The following is a 16,796-nucleotide window of genomic DNA, read 5'->3' as shown; positions in this document are numbered from 1 at the left end:
ACAGGGAAACGCGCGATGATCCTGACGTCCGAACAACGAGCCGAAACCTACGTCGCCTCCGGAGTCTGGAGCAATGTGACGCTCGTCGAGCTGCTGCGCCGCACCGCCGCGGTGGCGCCCGAGACGATCGCCTTCGAGGACGTCGGCGTGGGCGCGGTGCCCGGCCTTTCCGCCACCTACAGCTTTGCTGGGGCGGAAAAGCGGATCAATGGCCTCGCCGCCTTCTTCGCCGCCGTCGGCCTACGGCCGGACATGGTGCTCGGCATTCACCTGCCGCCCTGCGCCGACGCGGCCATCATCCTGTTTGCGGCTCTGAAGGCCGGCCTCGTGGTCGCGCCACTGCCGATCTACTGGACCAAATCGGAAATCGAGGCGGCCATCGAGGCAGCGTCGATCAAGGCCATGGTCACCGCTTCGGAAATCGAAAGCGAACCTTCGGGCGAACTGGTCCGCGATGTCGCCGCCGATACCTTCGCCATCCGCTTCGTCTTCGCCGTCGGCGACGGCCAGCCGGACGGCCTGATCGACCTCTCCGAAGTGCTGGCCGATCTCGATGCGCTGGGCGAACCGCCCGAGGTGACGCGGCGCGGCGAAGCGGCCGACCACATCGCCCTGCTCTCCATGGCCCGCACGCCCGACGACGAGTTGCTGATCGTTCCCTACAGCCACAACCAACTGATGGCGATCGCCACCGGCCACCTCCTTGAGGCAGGCATCGTGGCGCCGGAGACGATTGTCTCCACCATGCATCCGGCCAGCCTGGCCTCGGTCGCCGGCTCGATCGTCACGGCCCTGATGTCCGGCGGCCGCGTCGCCTTCCATCACGGCACATCGCTCGCCGGCCTCGCCGAGGCGGTGGAGAGCGTGGGCGCCGACCGCATCGTGCTGCCGGAAGTGATGGTCGCCCCGCTCGCCGCTCAGCTCGACCGTCCCCTTGCCTTCTCGGCCGTCGGTGTCGGCCTCGGTCTGGCACCGGCACCGGCCGCTCGCACCGTCGACCTGCTGACGCTCGGCGGCCTCTGCCTCATACCGCGCGCTCGCGATGCCGACGGGGGCTCTGTGGCGCTGCCGGCGGGCGCGGCGCACATGGGTGGCCTCAGCGCGGCGCCGATCCTGTTCGAAGCGAGGGTCAAGGCCAAGGCTGGCGCGCGCGGCCGCAAGGCGGACGGCGGCGAGTTGCTGCTCGGCGGCGCCCTCATTCCCGATGCGCCCTGGCCCGAACCGCAGTCCGGCCGGCGCAGCGCCCTGCTTGGCGTCACCTCGGATGGTTTCCTTCGCACCGGCCTCGCCGCCGAGGAGCGCGAGGGACGCCTGACCATCACCGGCACTCTCGACGAAACCATCGGCATCGCCGGCATCACCGTGTCGCCGAAACGGCTCGATGCCTTGTTCTCGCGTCATCCCAGCGTCGAGGACGCCGCCGTTTTCCCGATCGAAGCCGGCCCGGTGGGCCATCGCCTGGGCCTCGCCGTGGTGCCGAGAAGCGGCGAGCGGCCATCGCTGACCGATCTCCTGATCTGGCTGGAGGGCGAGGAGGCCGGCAAGCTCGACCGCCCGGCGGCGTTGGTGTCCGTGCCGGAGATCCCGCGCAATGCCGACGGCACGGTGCGCCGCGAGGCACTGTTTCTCGCCGCTGTGGCGTGAGTCACTCGGCCAGTATATCGAAATCCAGATAGGTTTACCCCTCTCCCTGTTCCCTCTCCCACAAGGGGCGAGGGGACGACCGGATTTGTCGCCCCCCTTATTCTGAACCGGACGAGCTTTCCAGAAGTGGGTAGGCTCCAACCGCGTCCCCTCGCCCCTTGTGGGAGAGGGAACAGGGAGAGGGTAAGGTAACACTCTGGGTAACCAAGGAAATCTACGATAGGCCGCGCCGTTCGGCTTCCAGCTTGCCGAGCATTTGCGTTCGCGCCGTCGGCAGATCGATCGCCCGGGGGCCGGCGACATGTCGGTCGAGAAAGAAGCCCGTGAGTTTCAGTGCCGCGACGACATCGGCGGCATCCGGACTGTCGTCCGCGCCAGACAACAGGAAGGCGGGCAGCTTCAGCAAGCGGTCGGCATAGGGCGCGCCGGCTTCGGCCGAGACCGCACGGGCCGACCTGGGGCTGACGAAGCGAAGATCGTCGGTTCGTCCTGTCGCAGCGCAACAGGACAGATCGAGCCCGAAGCCCAGTTCGTCGAGCAGCATCAGCTCGAAGCGGGCGATCAGCGCCGCCGATTGCAGCAAGCCGTCGAGATGGTCGAGCAGCGCGATCGCCGCCCGGTAGAGACCCGCATGCGCCTCGCGTTCGGCCAGGAGCCTGAGGTGGCCGGCAACGATCTGCACGCCGAACACACCGGAGGCGCTTTCCATCAGCCGCGCCGCCCGCGCTTCCGACAGTTCGACGGAAAACAGACCGAGATGCGTCTCAAGCCGCGCCCGCCAGTTGACCAGCAGCGAGTTTCCCGTCTGCAGAACCGGCTGCAGGCGCCGCGAGCGGGCGCCCTTCACAAGGCCGAGATGACGACCGTAGTCGGGCGTCATCACTTCGATCACCGCGCTGGTCTCCCCATGCGGGCGAAGGCCGATCAGCAGCGCTTCCGACACCCATTCCATCGACGACAGTCTCAAATCGCGCCGAGCTTGTCCTCGGCTTCCTCAAGCGACAGTAGCACGACGGCGCGTCCGAGCTGAGTGGCAAAACCCTGCCGCGCCAGGATGGCGATCTCCCGGTTGAGACCGTCCCGATCCGGTCGCTCGCCCCGCCGCCACGGACCGATCCGTCGCCGACGGCAGAAGCGGAGCGCCGCGACCGTCTCGTCGGTGCCCTCGTCATCGATGGCCGCCCGCGCCAGTTCGCCGTCGACGCCCTTCGCCCGAAGACCGAGAGCGATCTTGAGGCGCGAGGCGCCCTTGCGACGCGCCGAGGCAACGCGCGAGGCGGCAAAGCCGGCGTCGTCGAGAAGGCCGAGCTCGCGAAACTCCGAGGTCAGCTCGGCGACGAGATCGGCAGCGCGGGCTTCGCCCAAAGCGACGTAGCCCGCCGCCTCCCATCGCCGAAGCTTCTGCTCCATCAGGCCGGAAAAATGCGCTTCCGAAGCGGAGTGGCGCTGAAGATAGGCAAAGCCGGAGCGACGCAGCTTGTCGCGCAGCTTCCGGGGTTCGGTCGGTGTCGCCCGGATCGAGCCATCCGGCTCGTCGGGGATGCGGTCCCAGCCATCAGCGCCGGGAGGCGCGCCGCTCACGGCTGCGCGTCCTCGTCCGCCTCCGTCCCGGCGGAGGGCCGCCCCTTGAAGCCCTTGGCGACGACGTACATCTCCACGCTTTCCTGCCGCGAAGACGGCGGCTTGAAGTGGAAGACCTGCGCGAAGTTCTGCTTCAGCGTCGCCAGAAGCTCGTTCTCGGTACCGCCCCGGAACACCTTGGCGACGAAGGCGCCGCCCGGCCGAAGCACGTCGACGGCAAAGGCGGCCGCCACCTCGCAGAGGTAGGTGGTGCGAAGATGGTCGGTCTTGTGGTGGCCGGTGGTCGGCGCCGCCATGTCGGAAAGCACCACGTCGGGCGTGTGCCCGCCGAGGGCGGCCATCAGCGCGTCCGGCGCGTCGTCGTCGAGGAAGTCCTTCTGAAGCAGCGCCACGCCCGGCACGCCGTCCATTTCAAGATAGTCGATGCCGACCACCAGCGGATTGCCCGGCGTCGACCCCGTCTTCCTGGCCGCCACCTGGCACCAGCCGCCCGGCGCGGCGCCCAGGTCGACCACCCGGTTGCCCGGCTTCAGGAGGTGGTACTTCTCGTCGATCTCGATCAGCTTGAAGGCGGCGCGCGACCGCCAGCCTTCCTTGCGCGCCTTGACCACATAGGGGTCGTTGAGCTGGCGCTGCAGCCAGCGCACCGACGAGGCGGTACGGCCGCGCGCCGTCTTCACCTTGACCTTGAGGCCCGTCTCGGCCCGCCCTTTACCCTTGGACTTGTCCGGACCGGCCGGCTTGTCTCCACCGGATTTTCCCTTGTCAGACATGCGCTTCCGTCCTTGCGGGCTGAGGCCGGCGACGCCAGACGCCGTCGCGGGCCATGAGTTCGACCAGGATACCCTCGCGCAGACCGCGATCGGCGACGCGCAACCGCTGGCAGGGCCACTTGCGGCGAATGGCTTCCAGAATGGCGCATCCGGCCAGCACCAGATCGGCGCGATCGGAGCCGATGCAGGGGTTGGCGACGCGTTGATCGTAGCCCATGCCGGTCAGGCGATCGATCATGTCGTCCACCTCGCCGCCATCGAGCCAGACGCCGTCGACGCGGCGACGGTCATAGCGCTTGAGGCCGAGATGAATGCCGGCCAACGTCGTCACCGTGCCGGACGTACCCAGCATGTGCGCACCGCCCGAGGCCACCAGCTCGGCGGCGCCGTCCATGCCGTCGAATCCCTCAAGAAGCCCCACCACCTCCTCGACCATGTCGCGGTAGATGTCGGGCGTGACCATGTGGCCGCCATGCCGCTCGCTGAGCGTGACGACGCCGACCGGCAAAGACGTCCAGCTCTTGATGAAGCGGGTGAGCGCGAAGCCGCGCGCCTCGCCCCGCCGCCGGAGATCGAGCCAGACCAGCTCCGACGAGCCGCCGCCGATGTCGAACAGCAGCACGCCCTGAGAGCGCGGATCGATCAGCGTGGCGCAGCCGGCCACGGCAAGTCGCGCCTCGGTCTCCCGACTGACGATTTCCAGGTTGAGGCCGGTCTCCCGCCGCACACGATCGAGAAACAGCGGGCCGTTGTCGGCCAGCCGGCAGGCCTCGGTTGCAATCAGCCGCATCCGGCGAACCTTGAGATCGGCCAGCTTGCCCCGGCAGACGGCGAGCGCGTCGACCGCTCGATCCATCGCCGCGTCGGAGAGGCGTCCGGTCCGGCCTATGCCCTCGCCGAGCCGGACGATGCGCGAATAGGCATCGACGACGCGAAAGCCACGATCCTGCGGCTCGGCCACCAGCAGGCGGCAGTTGTTGGTGCCAAGATCGAGCGCCGCGTAGAGCGGTCCCGTCGCCGGCAGACCACGACGGCCGTCGCGCCCGTGCGAACCGTGATGGCCATGGTGTCCCTGGCCGGCGGCCGACCGTGCCTCGCCGGCATCGGCATGCCGATCGCCGCCCTTGCGGCGGTCGCCCTCGCGGCTTCGTCCGTCGTCGGAGCGACCATCCTCCCGGCCGGGCTTGCGCACGCCGCGCAGGGCACCCTTCGAAGGACCGCGTCGCCGCCGGCGCCTGGCGCCATCGTCGCGCGTCCGGCCGGCCGGCGCTTCCGACTTGTCGGCAGACGGCTTGTCGGGGGATGAAATGGAAGGCGAATCGGCACGCGCCGGCTGCGCGGTTGCCCGCTCCGGCGGCTTGTCGCCCGGTGTTGGCGCATGTCCCACCGAGGTCCTGTCACCCGCCGTGCCCGAACCGGACCGGCGCTTGCGGCGGCGTCGCGCCGCCCGCTTCGACAGGACACCGGACGCTCCGTCCCCCGCATTGGCTGCGGAATCGGCACGTCCTCGCGTGGAGTCTGCGCGGTCGCTTTGGTCGCCCGCGTCACCCACTGAGAGTACTCCGGCGCGCCGCGATCCAGGAGCCGGCGTCCGTTGCGGGACAATCCGGCCAATCATCCGCACGCTCCCTTTCGGGAACGACACGGGGGCTCGAGCGGCACGCTTGCTCGTTTGTCGTCGGATCGACAGTACCAGTTGCCGGCAGCAAACGCCAGTAAAAGCCGCGCAAAGGCGGCCGGTCGCGGGAGAACCGATGGAAACGCGCGTCAGTCTTGTGGCAGGAGGGCGAAGGTGTCTCCCCGCCAGACGTAGGACTCATAGGTGCCGCCGCTCCAGTCGCCCTTGGCGTCGAACGTGACCTTGCCGAGCACGGTGTTGGCGCCGCTCCCACGCAGGAACTCCGCCTGCGCGGCAAGGTCGCCACCCGCGTTCAGCGCGGCGATCGCCGCTTCCGTGGCGGCATGGGCGGTAAAGACGGTATCCGTCGGCATCAGCTGCCGTTCCTCGAGCGACAGCAGCAGCCCCACCGCCTGTGGCAACGACTTGTCGACGAAGGGCAGAAAGAACACCGTACCCTCGGCGGCGTCGCCCGCCAGCGCCTTGAACTCGGACAGCGCCAGCGACTCATTGCCGATGAGCGCCGCATCGAGGCCGCGCGCGCGCATCTCGCCGGCGATCACCGCCGCGTCCGCCTGGAGGGCGCCCATCACCACCGCCGACACCGCAGCATCCTGGATCTTGCCGATCAGGTTGTTCTGGCTCTTCTCGCCGGGCGTGAATCTCTCGGTCATGGCGACGGCCCCGCCTTGGTCGGCGAACAGCTTGGCCGCCTGCTCGACCAGCCCCTGGCCATAGACGCTGCCGTCGTGAACGAAGGCGACCCGCTTGCCGTCGAACCTGGCCTTCAGGTAGTCGGCGATCGCCCGCCCCTGCCGATCGGAGCGGATCGTCAAGCGAAACACCCCGTCGCCGACCTTCTCGTCGGTGAAGCGCGGGTTGGTGGCGGCTGGCGACAGGAAGAGCACGCCAGCGTCGGCGTAGACGCGGGCGGCCGGCAGCGCCGCCGCCGTGCAGGCATGACCGATCACCGCCCGTACGCCCTTGCCGATCAACTGGTTGGCAACCGCCGCAGCGGTCTCGGCCTCGCACTTGTCATCGACGGCGACGGTCCGGATCTTCTCGCCGCCAATGCCGCCGCGCGCGTTGGCCGTCGCCACGGCGATCTCCACGCCGGCTTTGATGTCGCGGCCGACATCGGCAAAGCTTCCGCCCATCGGGCCGGCGATGCCGATCACCACCTCGGCCCGCGCCGGCACAAGGATGACGGCCAGGGCCGCGACCGAAAGACAAGCCCGACGAATGCCGCCCAACATGCTCATCATGACCAACCGATGCCCTCTGCCATCCACCCTGTTGCAGGCAGCAATAGCAGCTTGGCCTGCAAAACGGAACGCCGCCGGAGTGACCGGCGGCGCCCGATGCGAAGTGCCTGTTCCGGCCGCCGAAGCGGCCGAAGGACGACTTACGGCAGCATCTTGTAGGTGATCTTGCCGTCGTCGGCCTTGTACCACTCGTAGACGGTGTAGTCGGCGTCCTTGCGGTCGCCCTTCTCGTCATAGGCCAGCTCGCCGATGACCGTCGCGATCGGCTCGCCCTTGCGGACGTTCTCGGCCACCGCCTGCGGGTCGGTCGAACCGGCCGCCTTGGCGCCGGCGGCGATGATCTGCACGGCGGCGTAGCTGTAGAGCGTGTAGGCCTCGGGCTCGAAGCCGGCGTCGCGGAACTTCTTCACGGCGTCAGTAGCGGCCGGGTTCTGGCGCGGGTCGGGGCCGAACGTCATCAGCGTGCCTTCGACGGCCGGACCGCCGATGGCGGCGAACTCGTCGGAGGCGATGCCGTCACCCGACATCATCGTCGCCTTGAGGCCGGCTTCGGCCGACTGGCGGGCGATCAGGCCGCCTTCGGTGTGCAGGCCGCCCCAGTAGATGACCTCGACGCCGGCTTCCTTCATCTTGGAGATGAGGGCCGAGAAGTCCTTGTCGCCGACATTGACGCCTTCATAGAGGGCTTCGGTGACGCCGGCGGCATTGAGCGCCTTCTTGGTCTCGTCGGCGAGGCCCTGACCGTAGGTGGTCTTGTCGTGCAGCACGGCCACCTTCTTGCCGGCGAGCTTCTCGGCGATGTACTTGCCGGCGACGGCGCCCTGCTGGTCGTCGCGACCACAGACGCGGAAGGTGTTCCACAGGCCACGCTCGGTGAAGCTCGGGTTGGTGGAGGCCGGCGTCACCTGGAAAATGCCATTCTCGGCATAGACGTCGGACGCGGGGATCGAGACCGACGAGTTGAAGTGGCCGACCACGAACTGGACGCCGTCACCCACGAACTTGTTGGCGACCGAAACGCCCTGCTTGGGATCCGACACGTCGTCGCCAAGCTCGATCACCACCTTCTCGCCGTTGATGCCACCGGCGGCGTTGATGTCGGCGGCGGCCTGCTCCGCACCCTTCTGAAGCTGCGCGCCGAAAGCGGCGTTCGGACCGGTCAGCGGGCCGGCGACACCGATGATGACGTCGGCCGAAGCTGCGCCGGCGAAGGCGAGGCCAGCGGCAAACACGACGCCGGACAGGAGGAACTTCTTCATGTTGTGGTCTCCCATTTTTCTGTCACTGGAAGTCTAGCGGGCCCATTCCCGAGCCCTGGGTACTAAGCGGCGGCCGGCGGAGAAAACCCCTGCTCCATTTGCCGGTCGCCACCCGGAACGCCTGGCCACGGCTGAAATTCCAGCCCCGGCCTCGCCGTTTCCGCTCAACCGCGCCCCTTCCAGGAGAAGGGACCGGTCAACTCGTAGAGCCAGTAATACTGCGTAGCCATTTGCCGCGCGCGCGTAAACTGGAATCCGGCGAAGGCGATGGCTTCGAGCACGATCGCATCGACGAGGTAGTAGTGCAGCGACAGCAACGTGCCGCTGAAGATGGAGAAGTGGATGAAACGGATGCCGACGGAGAGGATCGCCACGTAAACCGCCATCACCGGCCTCGGCCGCCACGTCTTGGCGCAGGCGCGGCCGGTCATCCAGGCGCCGAGGCCGCCCAGAAGAAGCGTGACGAAGATAAAGGTGAGGCTCGACGCCTCTTCGTAGAGGATGCCCTGCATGATCTTTCTCCTTAGGGCCTGCCGGGGAAAGCAGAACCGCTCTCCCACGACCACAGGCCCAGCCAGTGTTAGTGGGCACCACCCTCGAGATACGCGGCGCGCACCTCGGGGTTCTCGAGAAGTTCGCGGCCGGAGCCACTCATGGTGATCACGCCGTTGACCATCACGTAGCCGCGATGGGCGAGCTTCAGCGCATGGAACGCGTTCTGCTCGACCAGGAACACCGTGAGGCCGTCGCGCCGGTTGAGCTCGCGGATGGCGTCGAAGATCTGCTTGACGATCAACGGCGCCAGACCGAGCGACGGCTCGTCCAGCATCAGCAGCTTCGGCCGGGCCATCAGCGCGCGGGCGATGGCGAGCATCTGCTGTTCGCCGCCCGAAAGCGTGCCGCCGCGCTGGTTGAGGCGCTCCTTGAGGCGGGGAAACAGGTCGAACATGTACTGGATGTCGGTGTCGAAGAACTCCATGTTGTCGATCGACGCGCCCATCTGCAGATTCTCGAGCACGGTCATGCGCGGGAAGATGCGTCGCCCCTCGGGCGACTGAGCGATCCGGAGGCGGGCGATCTCGTGGGTCGGCAGGCGCGTGATGTCCTGTCCGTCGTAGACGATCGAACCCTCGCGGGCCCTCGGGTTGCCGCAGATGGTCATCATCAGCGTCGACTTGCCGGCGCCGTTGGCGCCGATCAGCGTGACGATCTCGCCCTGGTGGACGTCGACGTCGACCCCTTTCAGCGCGATGATGTTGCCGTAATAGGTCTTGACGCCCCTGATGGTCAGCAGGGGCTTGGTGTCCGTGGCGCTCATGCCCTGCCCCCTTCGCTGCCGGTCGTCTCGTCGAGCTCGTGCTCGATCTCTTCCACTTCTTCGTCGTCGACGCCGAGATAGGCGGCGATGACGCGCGGATCGTTCCGCGTCTCGGTGGGCGTACCGTCGGCGATCTTGGTGCCGTATTCGAGCACGACGACATGGTCGGAGATTCCCATCACCACCGACATGTCGTGCTCGATGAGCAGGATCGAGGTGCCGTCGTCCTTGCGGATCGACAGCAGCAGCGCGTTGAGCTCGGCCGATTCACGCGGGTTGAGGCCGGCCGCCGGCTCGTCGAGGCAGAGCAGATCCGGACCGGTGCACATGGCGCGGGCGATCTCCAGGCGGCGCTGGGCACCGTAGGGCAGATCGCCGGCCGGGTCGTCGGCACGATCGATGAGACCGATCTTGTCGAGCCAGTAACGGGCCCGTTCGATCGCTTCCCGTTCATGGGTCTTGTAGCCGCCGATGCCGAGCACGCCGAGAATGGTCATGCCCGAAGCGATCATCAGCGGATTGTGCTGGGCGACCAGCAGGTTTTCCAGAAGCGTCATGCCCGAGAACAGGCGGATGTTCTGGAAAGTGCGGGCCACCTTGGCCTTGCGCGCAACCACGAAGTCGGGCAGCCGCTCGAGAAGATGCAGCGATCCGTCCCGCGTCCGCATCGACATCATGCCGGTGGTCGGCTTGTAGAAGCCGGTGATGCAGTTGAACACCGTCGTCTTGCCGGCCCCGTTGGGACCGATCAGCGCCGTGATGTCGCCCCGACCGACGGAGAAGCTAAGGTCGTTCACCGCCACGAGACCGCCGAAGCGCATGGTCAGATGCTCGACGGTGAGGACAGGATCGCTGTCCCAGTTCCGATGAGAGGTGGTCATGTCAGCCGTGGCCTTCCTTCACGAGATCGCCTGAAACCGTCTTCCGCTTGAACAGGAAGGCGGTCGGCTGACGAGCTGAGACGAAGCCTCTCGGTTTCCACACCATGATGATCACCATGGCGAGGCCGAACAGCAGCATGCGGTACTGGTCGGGGTTGAAGTCCTTGCCGAACACCAGCTTCAGGAAGTCGAGCTCGCGCAGGAGCTCGGTGCCGCCGATCATGGCCACCGCCGCCAGCGCGACGCCGATCATCGATCCCATGCCGCCCAGCACCACGATGGCGACGATGACCGCCGACTCCATGAAGATGAAGGATTCCGGCGAGACGAAGCCCTGACGGGCAGCGAAGAAGGATCCGGCGAAGCCACCGAACATGGCGCCGATGGCGAAGGCCGTCAGCTTGGTGTTGGTGGTATTGATGCCGAGCGACCGGCAGGCCACCTCATCCTCGCGCAGCGCCTCCCAGGCGCGGCCGATCGGCAGGCGGCGAAGCCTGATGGTGATGAAGGCGGTGAGCAGCGCCAGAAGCAGGATCAGGTAGTAGAGGAACACCTTGTAATAGGCCGACGACGGCGAGAGATGGAACGCCTTGATGAAGCTGTTGGAGGCGCCCATGTCGAAGGAGTAGATGCCGAACAACGTCACCTTGGGGATCGACGAGATACCCGCCGAGCCACCTGAGAAGTCCTTCCAGTTGATCAGCACCAGACGGATGATCTCGCCGAAGGCCAGCGTGACGATGGCGAGATAGTCGCCCCGGAGCCGGAGCACCGGGAAGCCGAGGATGATGCCCCAGAAGGCGGCGAGAATGCCGGCCACCGGCAACAGCACCCAGAAGCTGAGGTGGAAGTTGATGGCGAGCAGCGCGTAGGAGTAGGCGCCGACCGCATAGAAGGCGACGTAGCCGAGGTCGAGCAGTCCGGCGAGGCCGATGACGATGTTGAGGCCCCAGCCCAGCATCACGTAGATCAGGATCTGGACGCCGTAGTTGTCGACCCACTTGATCGATCCCTGCACGCCGAACAGCGAGATGATCAGGATCGGGTAGACGAACAGGAAGACCAGACCGGTGACCGAAAGCCCCCGGGTGACCCTTGCCCGCGCCTCCAGCTCGGCCAGCGTCACCGCCGACTTGCTGCGGCGGCCGCGCGCGGCGATCCATGGGTAGATGAAGGCCGACAGCAGGAACCTGCCGACGCCGATGATCACCGACAATATGGCGGCGAGGCCGAGCCTGTTCTGCAGGATCAGTTCGTTGGCCATGTTCTGGTCGGTCTTGAGGCCGACCAGAGGCCCGAGCAGGGCGAAGGCGACGATCCCGATGAGCACGCCATCCTTGAGGGCGCGGCCGAAATCGATGCCCGCCCCGTCTTTGGACTTCACAGCTGAGTTCATGATCAGACCTTCTCGACTTCCGGACGACCGAGCAGGCCCTGCGGCATGAAGATCAGCACGATGACCAGGATCGAGAAGGCGGCGACGTTCTGGTAGTCGGCCGAGACATACTGGCCCCACAATGTCTCGATGAGGCCGATCAGGAGCCCGCCGAGAACCGCGCCCGGCAGCGAGCCGATGCCGCCGAGAACCGCCGCCGTGAACGCCTTGACGCCCGGCGTGAAGCCGTCGGAGAACACCACGACGCCGTAGTACATGAGGAACAGCGTACCCGCGACGGCGGCCAGCGCCGCGCCGATGACGAAGGTCAGCGAAATGGTGCGGTCGACATTGACGCCGAGCAGCGAGGCCATCTTGCGGTCCTGCTCGCAGGCGCGCTGCGCCCGGCCGAGCGCCGTCTTCTGCACCACGTACCAGAAGGCGGCGAGCAGCAGCGCCGTCACCACCCAGATGATGATCTGCTTGAGGGAAAGGTTGACCGGGTAGCCGTTGGCGCCTTCCCACAGCGTGTAGACGTCGCGCGTCACCGGCGGGATCGGCTTGTTGCGCGGACCCTGGGCGACCTGGATGAAGTTCGACAGCACGATCGACATTCCGATGGCCGAGATGAGCGGCGCGAGGCGGAAGGAGCCTCTGAGTGGCGCATAGGCGACGCGTTCGATCGCCCAGACGAGCAATCCTGTCAGCACCATCGCCACGACCATGACGAGAATAAGCGCCAATGTCATCGAGGCGATGCCGAGCCAGGACGTCAGCACCAGGAGAAAGATGAGAGCGAAGAAGGCAGACACCATGAACACATCGCCATGGGCGAAATTCACCATGCCGATGATGCCGAAAACCATGGTGTAACCAATGGCGATCAGACCGTACAGCGATCCGATCGTGATCCCATTGATCACCTGCTGGACGAAAACTTCCATAAACTGAGACCCCCTGCAGACGCCCTTGGTGGCAGCATTTTCCAGGCTGCTTCATTTGTGGGCGTTATGGATTCCATTAACAGGATCGATCGATCAAGACAACCGAGCCCCTTGTCATTGCATACGGAATCCCCCCTCAAGAAGATAAATTCGGCCATTTGCACCAATAGCCGGCGAATAACCCTGTGATCAGGCTATATTTCGGTGATTTACGCGTAATCTCCGAAAAGGCTCGATCAAAGTGCAACCCGCGCCCCGCCACCCCTATGCAAGAAGTTTGCCGTTTTTGGCGTGACCGCATTATGGGGGGTCTGACAGGCGCTCCGTTCGTGATAAGCGTAGGCAGATCAACGGATTCGCTTTGCGAGAGACGACAATGGCCACCGACAGCACAGCCGAGCGCGACTTTTCTGGGCAGGAAAGCGCCACGAATGCACTGTCGCCGGCCACCGGCGAGGCATTTCGCGATGCGATCGCCCGCTTGCCCTCGGGCGTCAGCATCGTGACCACCGCAGGTCCTGCGGGAAAGGCCGGTTTTACGGCCACCGCCGTCGCCTCCGTGTCCGACGATCCGCCGACTGTGCTGGCCTGCCTCAACCGCAAGAGCCCGCAAAACAGGCTTATGCAGGAGAATGCTCAGTTCTCGATCAACCTGCTACCTAAAGATGCAGTAACACTGGCCAATATTTTTGCCGGCCGGACCGGACTGCACCTGGAAGACCGCTTCAAGCACGGCGACTGGACGGTGCTTTCCACCGGTTCGCCCGTTCTGAAGGATGCCATCATGGCGCTCGATTGCCGCCTGCTGTCGTTCCAGGACGTCGGCTCGCATACGGTCTACTTCGGCACCGTGGTCGCCACGCTGACCAAGCCACGCGATTCCGACGGCGCCAAGGAAGTGTTGATCTACCACGACAGACATTACAGCGAAGCCTGAACCGACCCACCGAGTCAGAAAACCGTTTAAAATCATATAATTACTGTTGAATTCGGACTCAGTTCATGAGTCTCCGGACTGCCGGGCTGCGCGCGGCGTTGCGAGGCCGGTTGAGCCCCCTCGCCCTTCCTGCTAAACCGCGCCCATTCCCACAAGAGAAGGCCGAGCCATGATCCCGCGCTACGCCCGCCCCGAGATGACCGCCATCTGGAGCCAGGAGACCAAGTTCCGCATCTGGTTCGAGATCGAGGCGCACGCCACCGATGCCCTCGCCGCCATCGGCGTGGTGCCAAAGGACGCGGCCAAGACCATCTGGGAGAAGGGCGGTGCAGCGACATTCGACGTCGACCGCATCGACGAGATCGAACGGGTCACCAAGCACGACGTCATCGCCTTCCTGACCCATCTGGCCGAGTTCGTCGGCCCCGACAGCCGCTTCGTCCACCAGGGCCTCACCTCCTCGGACGTGCTCGACACCTGCTTCAACGTTCAGCTGAAGCGAGCCGCCGATCTGTTGATCGCCGACCTCGATGCCCTGCTCGCCGCGCTGAAGCGCCGCGCCAAGGAGCACAAGCGCACCGTCTGCATCGGCCGCAGCCACGGCATCCACGCCGAACCGGTCACCTTCGGGCTGAAGATGGCCGAAGCCTACGCCGAGTTCGACCGCTGCCGCGCCCGTCTCGTCGCCGCTCGCGAGGAGATTTCCACCTGCGCCATTTCCGGCGCCGTCGGCACCTTCGCCAACATCGACCCGCGCGTCGAGATCCATGTCGCCGAGGCGCTGGGCCTGCGGCCCGAACCGGTTTCGACGCAGGTCATCCCGCGCGACCGCCACGCCATGTTCTTCGCCACGCTCGGCGTCGTCGCCTCGTCGGTCGAGCGCCTCGCCATCGAGATCCGCCACCTGCAGCGCACCGAAGTTCTGGAAGCCGAGGAGTATTTCTCCCCCGGCCAGAAGGGCTCGTCGGCCATGCCGCACAAGCGCAACCCGGTGCTGACCGAGAACCTCACCGGCCTTGCCCGCGTCGTTCGCGCCGCCGTGACGCCGGCTCTGGAGAACGTCGCCCTCTGGCACGAGCGCGATATCTCGCACTCGTCGGTGGAACGCTACATCGGCCCCGACGCCACCATCACGCTCGACTTCGCCCTCGCCCGTCTGACCAACGTCGTCGACAAGCTCCTGGTCTACCCCGAGCGCATGGTCGCCAACATGGATCGTCTCGGCGGCCTCGTTCATTCGCAGCGCATCCTGCTGGCGCTGACGCAGGCCGGCGTCTCGCGGGAGGACGCCTACCGCCTCGTCCAGCGCAACGCCATGAAGGTCTGGGAAAGCTACCACCACGGTGGCAGCTCGACCGTCGACTTCCTGTCGGAGCTTCTGAAGGACAGCGAGGTGCGCGCCGCCCTCTCCGAGGAAGAGATCCGCGACAAGTTCGACCTCGACTATCACTTGAAGCACGTCGAAACGATCTTCGCCCGCGTGTTCGGCGAATGACAGCGATGGGAAGCCCCGGATCACCGGGGCTCCCGTCCACCACGGAGGCCGCTCAGGCCGCCGTGCTCTCGGCATAAAGCCCGAGGATAAGCGTCCAGCCGCCGTCCGAGCCGAGCATTTCGGCCACCGCCGCCGCCCTGGCGCCGAAGCGCTCGATATTGCGATGCTCAAGCTCGACGCGGGTTCCCTCGCCGTCGGGGACGAACAACACCTCGACTTCGGTGATCAGGTCGGGGTCATATCTCCAGTCGGCATCGATCTGCCAGGCGAGAACCAGACGCCCCGGCGGCTCGTAGGCCAGCACCTTCCCCCACTCGCAGGTCGAGCCATCCTCGCCCACCTCATACCAGCGGCCGCCGATCTTCGGCTCCAGCACGGCATCGACGAGCGGCTTGCCGCCGATGGCATGGCTCCTCGGCCACCACCGGCCGATGTTGCCGACGAAGGCCTGGAAGGCCCGCGCCGGGTCCGCCCTGACGGTCACCGAACGGCGAACGGGGGCGGCAACGATCGTGTCAGTCATGCTCGTCATCCTTTGCTTGCGTTTCGAGATCGGCGGCGAAGGCGTCGAGAGCCGCACCCCAGAACTGATCGAGCCACGCCCTGAGCGGTCCGAGCCCCCGGGGATCGATACGATAGATGCGTCGCGCACCTTCGGCATGATCCAACACCAACCCGGCCTCCTTCAGCACCTTGAGATGCTGCGACACCGCAGGCCGGGACACCGGGAGCCCCTTGGCAATGTCGCCCACGGGCGCAGGGGATCGCGCCACGCGTTCGAACACGGCGCGACGCGTGGGATCGGCAAGAGCGAGCAAGGCGGAGTTCATGTTAGCCATAACTTACCGTAAGCCAATACTTACATAACAGTCAAGCCAGCCCGGATCACCGGCGGGCTTCATGTTGAATCTGAACATCAGGATGCCGCTTGAATCAGCATCGCAACGACCGGCACGACAAGGACTGCCAGAGGGACAAACACCAACCAACCCGTTGATAAAAAACGAATTCAAGTTGAATCTTCACATGAACTTCAGCACAGGCCGAATGCGGATTCAGAATCTGAACCAGACCGACGGCCACGAGATGGCTTGCCTTGCTTTCCGCTCGAAAGCCATTCAAGGTCGCATCATGAAGACCTCCGAATGTGACATCCTCATCATCCCGGGCTGGAACAACTCGGGCCCCAACCACTGGCAAAGCCGCTGGGAGAAGCGCCTGCCAACGGCGCGACGCGTCGCCCAGCGCGACTGGGCCAAGCCCGATCGAGACGCCTGGGTGTCCGCCCTGGGCATCGCCGTCGGCAAGGCAAGCCGACCGGTGGTGCTGGTCGCCCACTCGCTCGGCGTCGCCACGGTGATCCACGCCGCCCCCTATGTCGGGCGCAAGGTGGCCGCCGCGTTCCTGGTCGGCCTGCCCGACGTGGATCGACTTGAGGTTCCGGAGATCGCCAGCTTCGCCGGCCTGTCCACCGACCCCCTGCCCTTTCCGTCAATGCTGATAGCGAGCCGCGACGATCCCTACTGCGCCTTCGAGCGAGCCGACGAGTACGCCGCCGCCTGGGGATCGGATTTCGTCGATGCGGGGTTTGCCGGCCACATCAACGACAAGACCGGCTATGGCCCGTGGCCGGAAGGATTGACGCGCTTTGCAACGCTCTTGAAGCGCGCCGGAGCACCCGCGACGCCCTGACGGCGCCGCGACTG

At 66.1% G+C, this 16,796-nt stretch carries 16 protein-coding genes and 1 pseudogene; 4 read left to right on the top strand and 13 right to left on the bottom strand.

Features of this window, described 5'->3' with window-relative positions:
- The first annotated feature begins 15 nt into the window (after positions 1–15).
- Complete coding sequence (locus M4J39_RS21155; RefSeq protein WP_251730479.1) at positions 16–1,644, top strand: class I adenylate-forming enzyme family protein; 1,629 nt, start codon at positions 16–18, stop codon at positions 1,642–1,644.
- A gap of 214 nt (positions 1,645–1,858) precedes the next feature.
- Here the strand turns inward: M4J39_RS21155 and recO are convergent, their stop codons facing one another.
- From recO to M4J39_RS21100, 11 genes and pseudogenes are all read right to left on the bottom strand, one after another.
- Positions 1,859–2,596, bottom strand: coding sequence for a DNA repair protein RecO (gene recO / locus M4J39_RS21150; protein WP_251730478.1), 738 nt, complete (start codon positions 2,594–2,596; stop codon positions 1,859–1,861).
- 11 nt (positions 2,597–2,607) lie between these two features.
- Positions 2,608–3,225 (bottom strand): RecX family transcriptional regulator, encoded by a 618-nt coding sequence (locus M4J39_RS21145; protein ID WP_251730477.1) that lies wholly within the window; start codon positions 3,223–3,225, stop codon positions 2,608–2,610.
- Entirely contained in the window at positions 3,222–3,998 is a 777-nt protein-coding gene (locus tag M4J39_RS21140) for an RlmE family RNA methyltransferase (protein WP_251730476.1), read from the bottom strand. Before M4J39_RS21140 ends, M4J39_RS21145 begins: the two co-directional genes overlap by 4 nt.
- Positions 3,991–5,616 carry a hypothetical protein gene (locus M4J39_RS21135; RefSeq protein ID WP_254005035.1) on the bottom strand — a complete coding sequence of 542 codons (1,626 nt, stop codon included), beginning with the start codon at positions 5,614–5,616 and terminating at the stop codon, positions 3,991–3,993. Before M4J39_RS21135 ends, M4J39_RS21140 begins: the two co-directional genes overlap by 8 nt.
- A gap of 149 nt (positions 5,617–5,765) precedes the next feature.
- Positions 5,766–6,881: a branched-chain amino acid ABC transporter substrate-binding protein gene (locus M4J39_RS21130; RefSeq protein ID WP_251730474.1), complete on the bottom strand. Its 1,116-nt coding sequence runs from the start codon at positions 6,879–6,881 to the stop codon at positions 5,766–5,768.
- Between the two features lie 140 nt (positions 6,882–7,021).
- Positions 7,022–8,140 carry a branched-chain amino acid ABC transporter substrate-binding protein gene (locus M4J39_RS21125; RefSeq protein ID WP_251730473.1) on the bottom strand — a complete coding sequence of 373 codons (1,119 nt, stop codon included), beginning with the start codon at positions 8,138–8,140 and terminating at the stop codon, positions 7,022–7,024.
- A 164-nt stretch (positions 8,141–8,304) separates the two neighbouring features.
- Positions 8,305–8,652 carry a DUF6867 family protein gene (locus tag M4J39_RS21120; protein WP_251730472.1) on the bottom strand — a complete coding sequence of 116 codons (348 nt, stop codon included), beginning with the start codon at positions 8,650–8,652 and terminating at the stop codon, positions 8,305–8,307.
- 68 nt (positions 8,653–8,720) lie between these two features.
- Positions 8,721–9,458, bottom strand: a complete 738-nt coding sequence (locus M4J39_RS21115) for an ABC transporter ATP-binding protein (RefSeq protein ID WP_251730471.1) — start codon at positions 9,456–9,458, stop codon at positions 8,721–8,723.
- A 26-nt stretch (positions 9,459–9,484) separates the two neighbouring features.
- Positions 9,485–10,339, bottom strand: a pseudogene (locus M4J39_RS21110) (ABC transporter ATP-binding protein); the annotation flags it as partial.
- 1 nt (position 10,340) lies between these two features.
- Positions 10,341–11,735, bottom strand: coding sequence for a high-affinity branched-chain amino acid ABC transporter permease LivM (gene livM, locus M4J39_RS21105; RefSeq protein ID WP_251730469.1), 1,395 nt, complete (start codon positions 11,733–11,735; stop codon positions 10,341–10,343).
- Between the two features lie 2 nt (positions 11,736–11,737).
- The gene (locus M4J39_RS21100) at positions 11,738–12,658 is read right to left on the bottom strand and encodes a branched-chain amino acid ABC transporter permease (RefSeq protein WP_251730468.1); all 921 of its coding nucleotides are present in this window, start codon (positions 12,656–12,658) and stop codon (positions 11,738–11,740) included.
- 376 nt (positions 12,659–13,034) lie between these two features.
- On the opposite strand from M4J39_RS21100, the gene M4J39_RS21095 reads away from it, so the two are divergent.
- Both M4J39_RS21095 and purB read left to right on the top strand, forming a co-directional pair.
- Positions 13,035–13,595 carry a flavin reductase gene (locus M4J39_RS21095; protein WP_251730467.1) on the top strand — a complete coding sequence of 187 codons (561 nt, stop codon included), beginning with the start codon at positions 13,035–13,037 and terminating at the stop codon, positions 13,593–13,595.
- Positions 13,596–13,764: 169 nt separating this feature from the next.
- Positions 13,765–15,090: an adenylosuccinate lyase gene (purB, locus tag M4J39_RS21090; RefSeq protein ID WP_251730466.1), complete on the top strand. Its 1,326-nt coding sequence runs from the start codon at positions 13,765–13,767 to the stop codon at positions 15,088–15,090.
- A gap of 52 nt (positions 15,091–15,142) precedes the next feature.
- On the opposite strand, the gene M4J39_RS21085 is transcribed toward purB, so the two are convergent.
- Positions 15,143–15,613 carry an SRPBCC family protein gene (locus M4J39_RS21085; RefSeq protein WP_251730465.1) on the bottom strand — a complete coding sequence of 157 codons (471 nt, stop codon included), beginning with the start codon at positions 15,611–15,613 and terminating at the stop codon, positions 15,143–15,145.
- Positions 15,606–15,929 carry a helix-turn-helix transcriptional regulator gene (locus tag M4J39_RS21080; protein WP_251730464.1) on the bottom strand — a complete coding sequence of 108 codons (324 nt, stop codon included), beginning with the start codon at positions 15,927–15,929 and terminating at the stop codon, positions 15,606–15,608. Before M4J39_RS21080 ends, M4J39_RS21085 begins: the two co-directional genes overlap by 8 nt.
- 292 nt (positions 15,930–16,221) lie before the next feature.
- Here M4J39_RS21080 and M4J39_RS21075 point away from each other — a divergent pair, with 292 nt between their 5' ends.
- The gene (locus tag M4J39_RS21075) at positions 16,222–16,782 is read left to right on the top strand and encodes an alpha/beta hydrolase (RefSeq protein ID WP_251730463.1); all 561 of its coding nucleotides are present in this window, start codon (positions 16,222–16,224) and stop codon (positions 16,780–16,782) included.
- Positions 16,783–16,796: the final 14 nt, after the last annotated feature.

The sequence above is a fragment of the Pleomorphomonas sp. NRK KF1 genome (assembly GCF_023721755.1).
Classification (GTDB): Bacteria; Pseudomonadota; Alphaproteobacteria; order Rhizobiales; family Pleomorphomonadaceae; genus Pleomorphomonas.
The sequence above is the reverse complement of the archived record's forward strand: the minus strand, read 5'-3'. Positions and strand labels throughout refer to the sequence as shown.

Bases quoted from the DNA above. Each gene is read 5' to 3' on its own strand.
- M4J39_RS21155 (WP_251730479.1), top strand. From the start codon at position 16: ATGATCCTGACGTCCGAACAACGAGCCGAAACCTACGTCGCCTCCGGA.
- recO (WP_251730478.1), bottom strand. From the start codon at position 2,596: ATGGAATGGGTGTCGGAAGCGCTGCTGATCGGCCTTCGCCCGCATGGG.
- M4J39_RS21140 (WP_251730476.1), bottom strand. From the start codon at position 3,998: ATGTCTGACAAGGGAAAATCCGGTGGAGACAAGCCGGCCGGTCCGGAC.
- M4J39_RS21135 (WP_254005035.1), bottom strand. From the start codon at position 5,616: ATGATTGGCCGGATTGTCCCGCAACGGACGCCGGCTCCTGGATCGCGG.
- M4J39_RS21130 (WP_251730474.1), bottom strand. From the start codon at position 6,881: ATGATGAGCATGTTGGGCGGCATTCGTCGGGCTTGTCTTTCGGTCGCG.
- M4J39_RS21125 (WP_251730473.1), bottom strand. From the start codon at position 8,140: ATGAAGAAGTTCCTCCTGTCCGGCGTCGTGTTTGCCGCTGGCCTCGCC.
- M4J39_RS21120 (WP_251730472.1), bottom strand. From the start codon at position 8,652: ATGCAGGGCATCCTCTACGAAGAGGCGTCGAGCCTCACCTTTATCTTC.
- M4J39_RS21115 (WP_251730471.1), bottom strand. From the start codon at position 9,458: ATGAGCGCCACGGACACCAAGCCCCTGCTGACCATCAGGGGCGTCAAG.
- livM (WP_251730469.1), bottom strand. From the start codon at position 11,735: ATGAACTCAGCTGTGAAGTCCAAAGACGGGGCGGGCATCGATTTCGGC.
- M4J39_RS21100 (WP_251730468.1), bottom strand. From the start codon at position 12,658: ATGGAAGTTTTCGTCCAGCAGGTGATCAATGGGATCACGATCGGATCG.
- M4J39_RS21095 (WP_251730467.1), top strand. From the start codon at position 13,035: ATGGCCACCGACAGCACAGCCGAGCGCGACTTTTCTGGGCAGGAAAGC.
- purB (WP_251730466.1), top strand. From the start codon at position 13,765: ATGATCCCGCGCTACGCCCGCCCCGAGATGACCGCCATCTGGAGCCAG.
- M4J39_RS21085 (WP_251730465.1), bottom strand. From the start codon at position 15,613: ATGACTGACACGATCGTTGCCGCCCCCGTTCGCCGTTCGGTGACCGTC.
- M4J39_RS21080 (WP_251730464.1), bottom strand. From the start codon at position 15,929: ATGGCTAACATGAACTCCGCCTTGCTCGCTCTTGCCGATCCCACGCGT.
- M4J39_RS21075 (WP_251730463.1), top strand. From the start codon at position 16,222: ATGAAGACCTCCGAATGTGACATCCTCATCATCCCGGGCTGGAACAAC.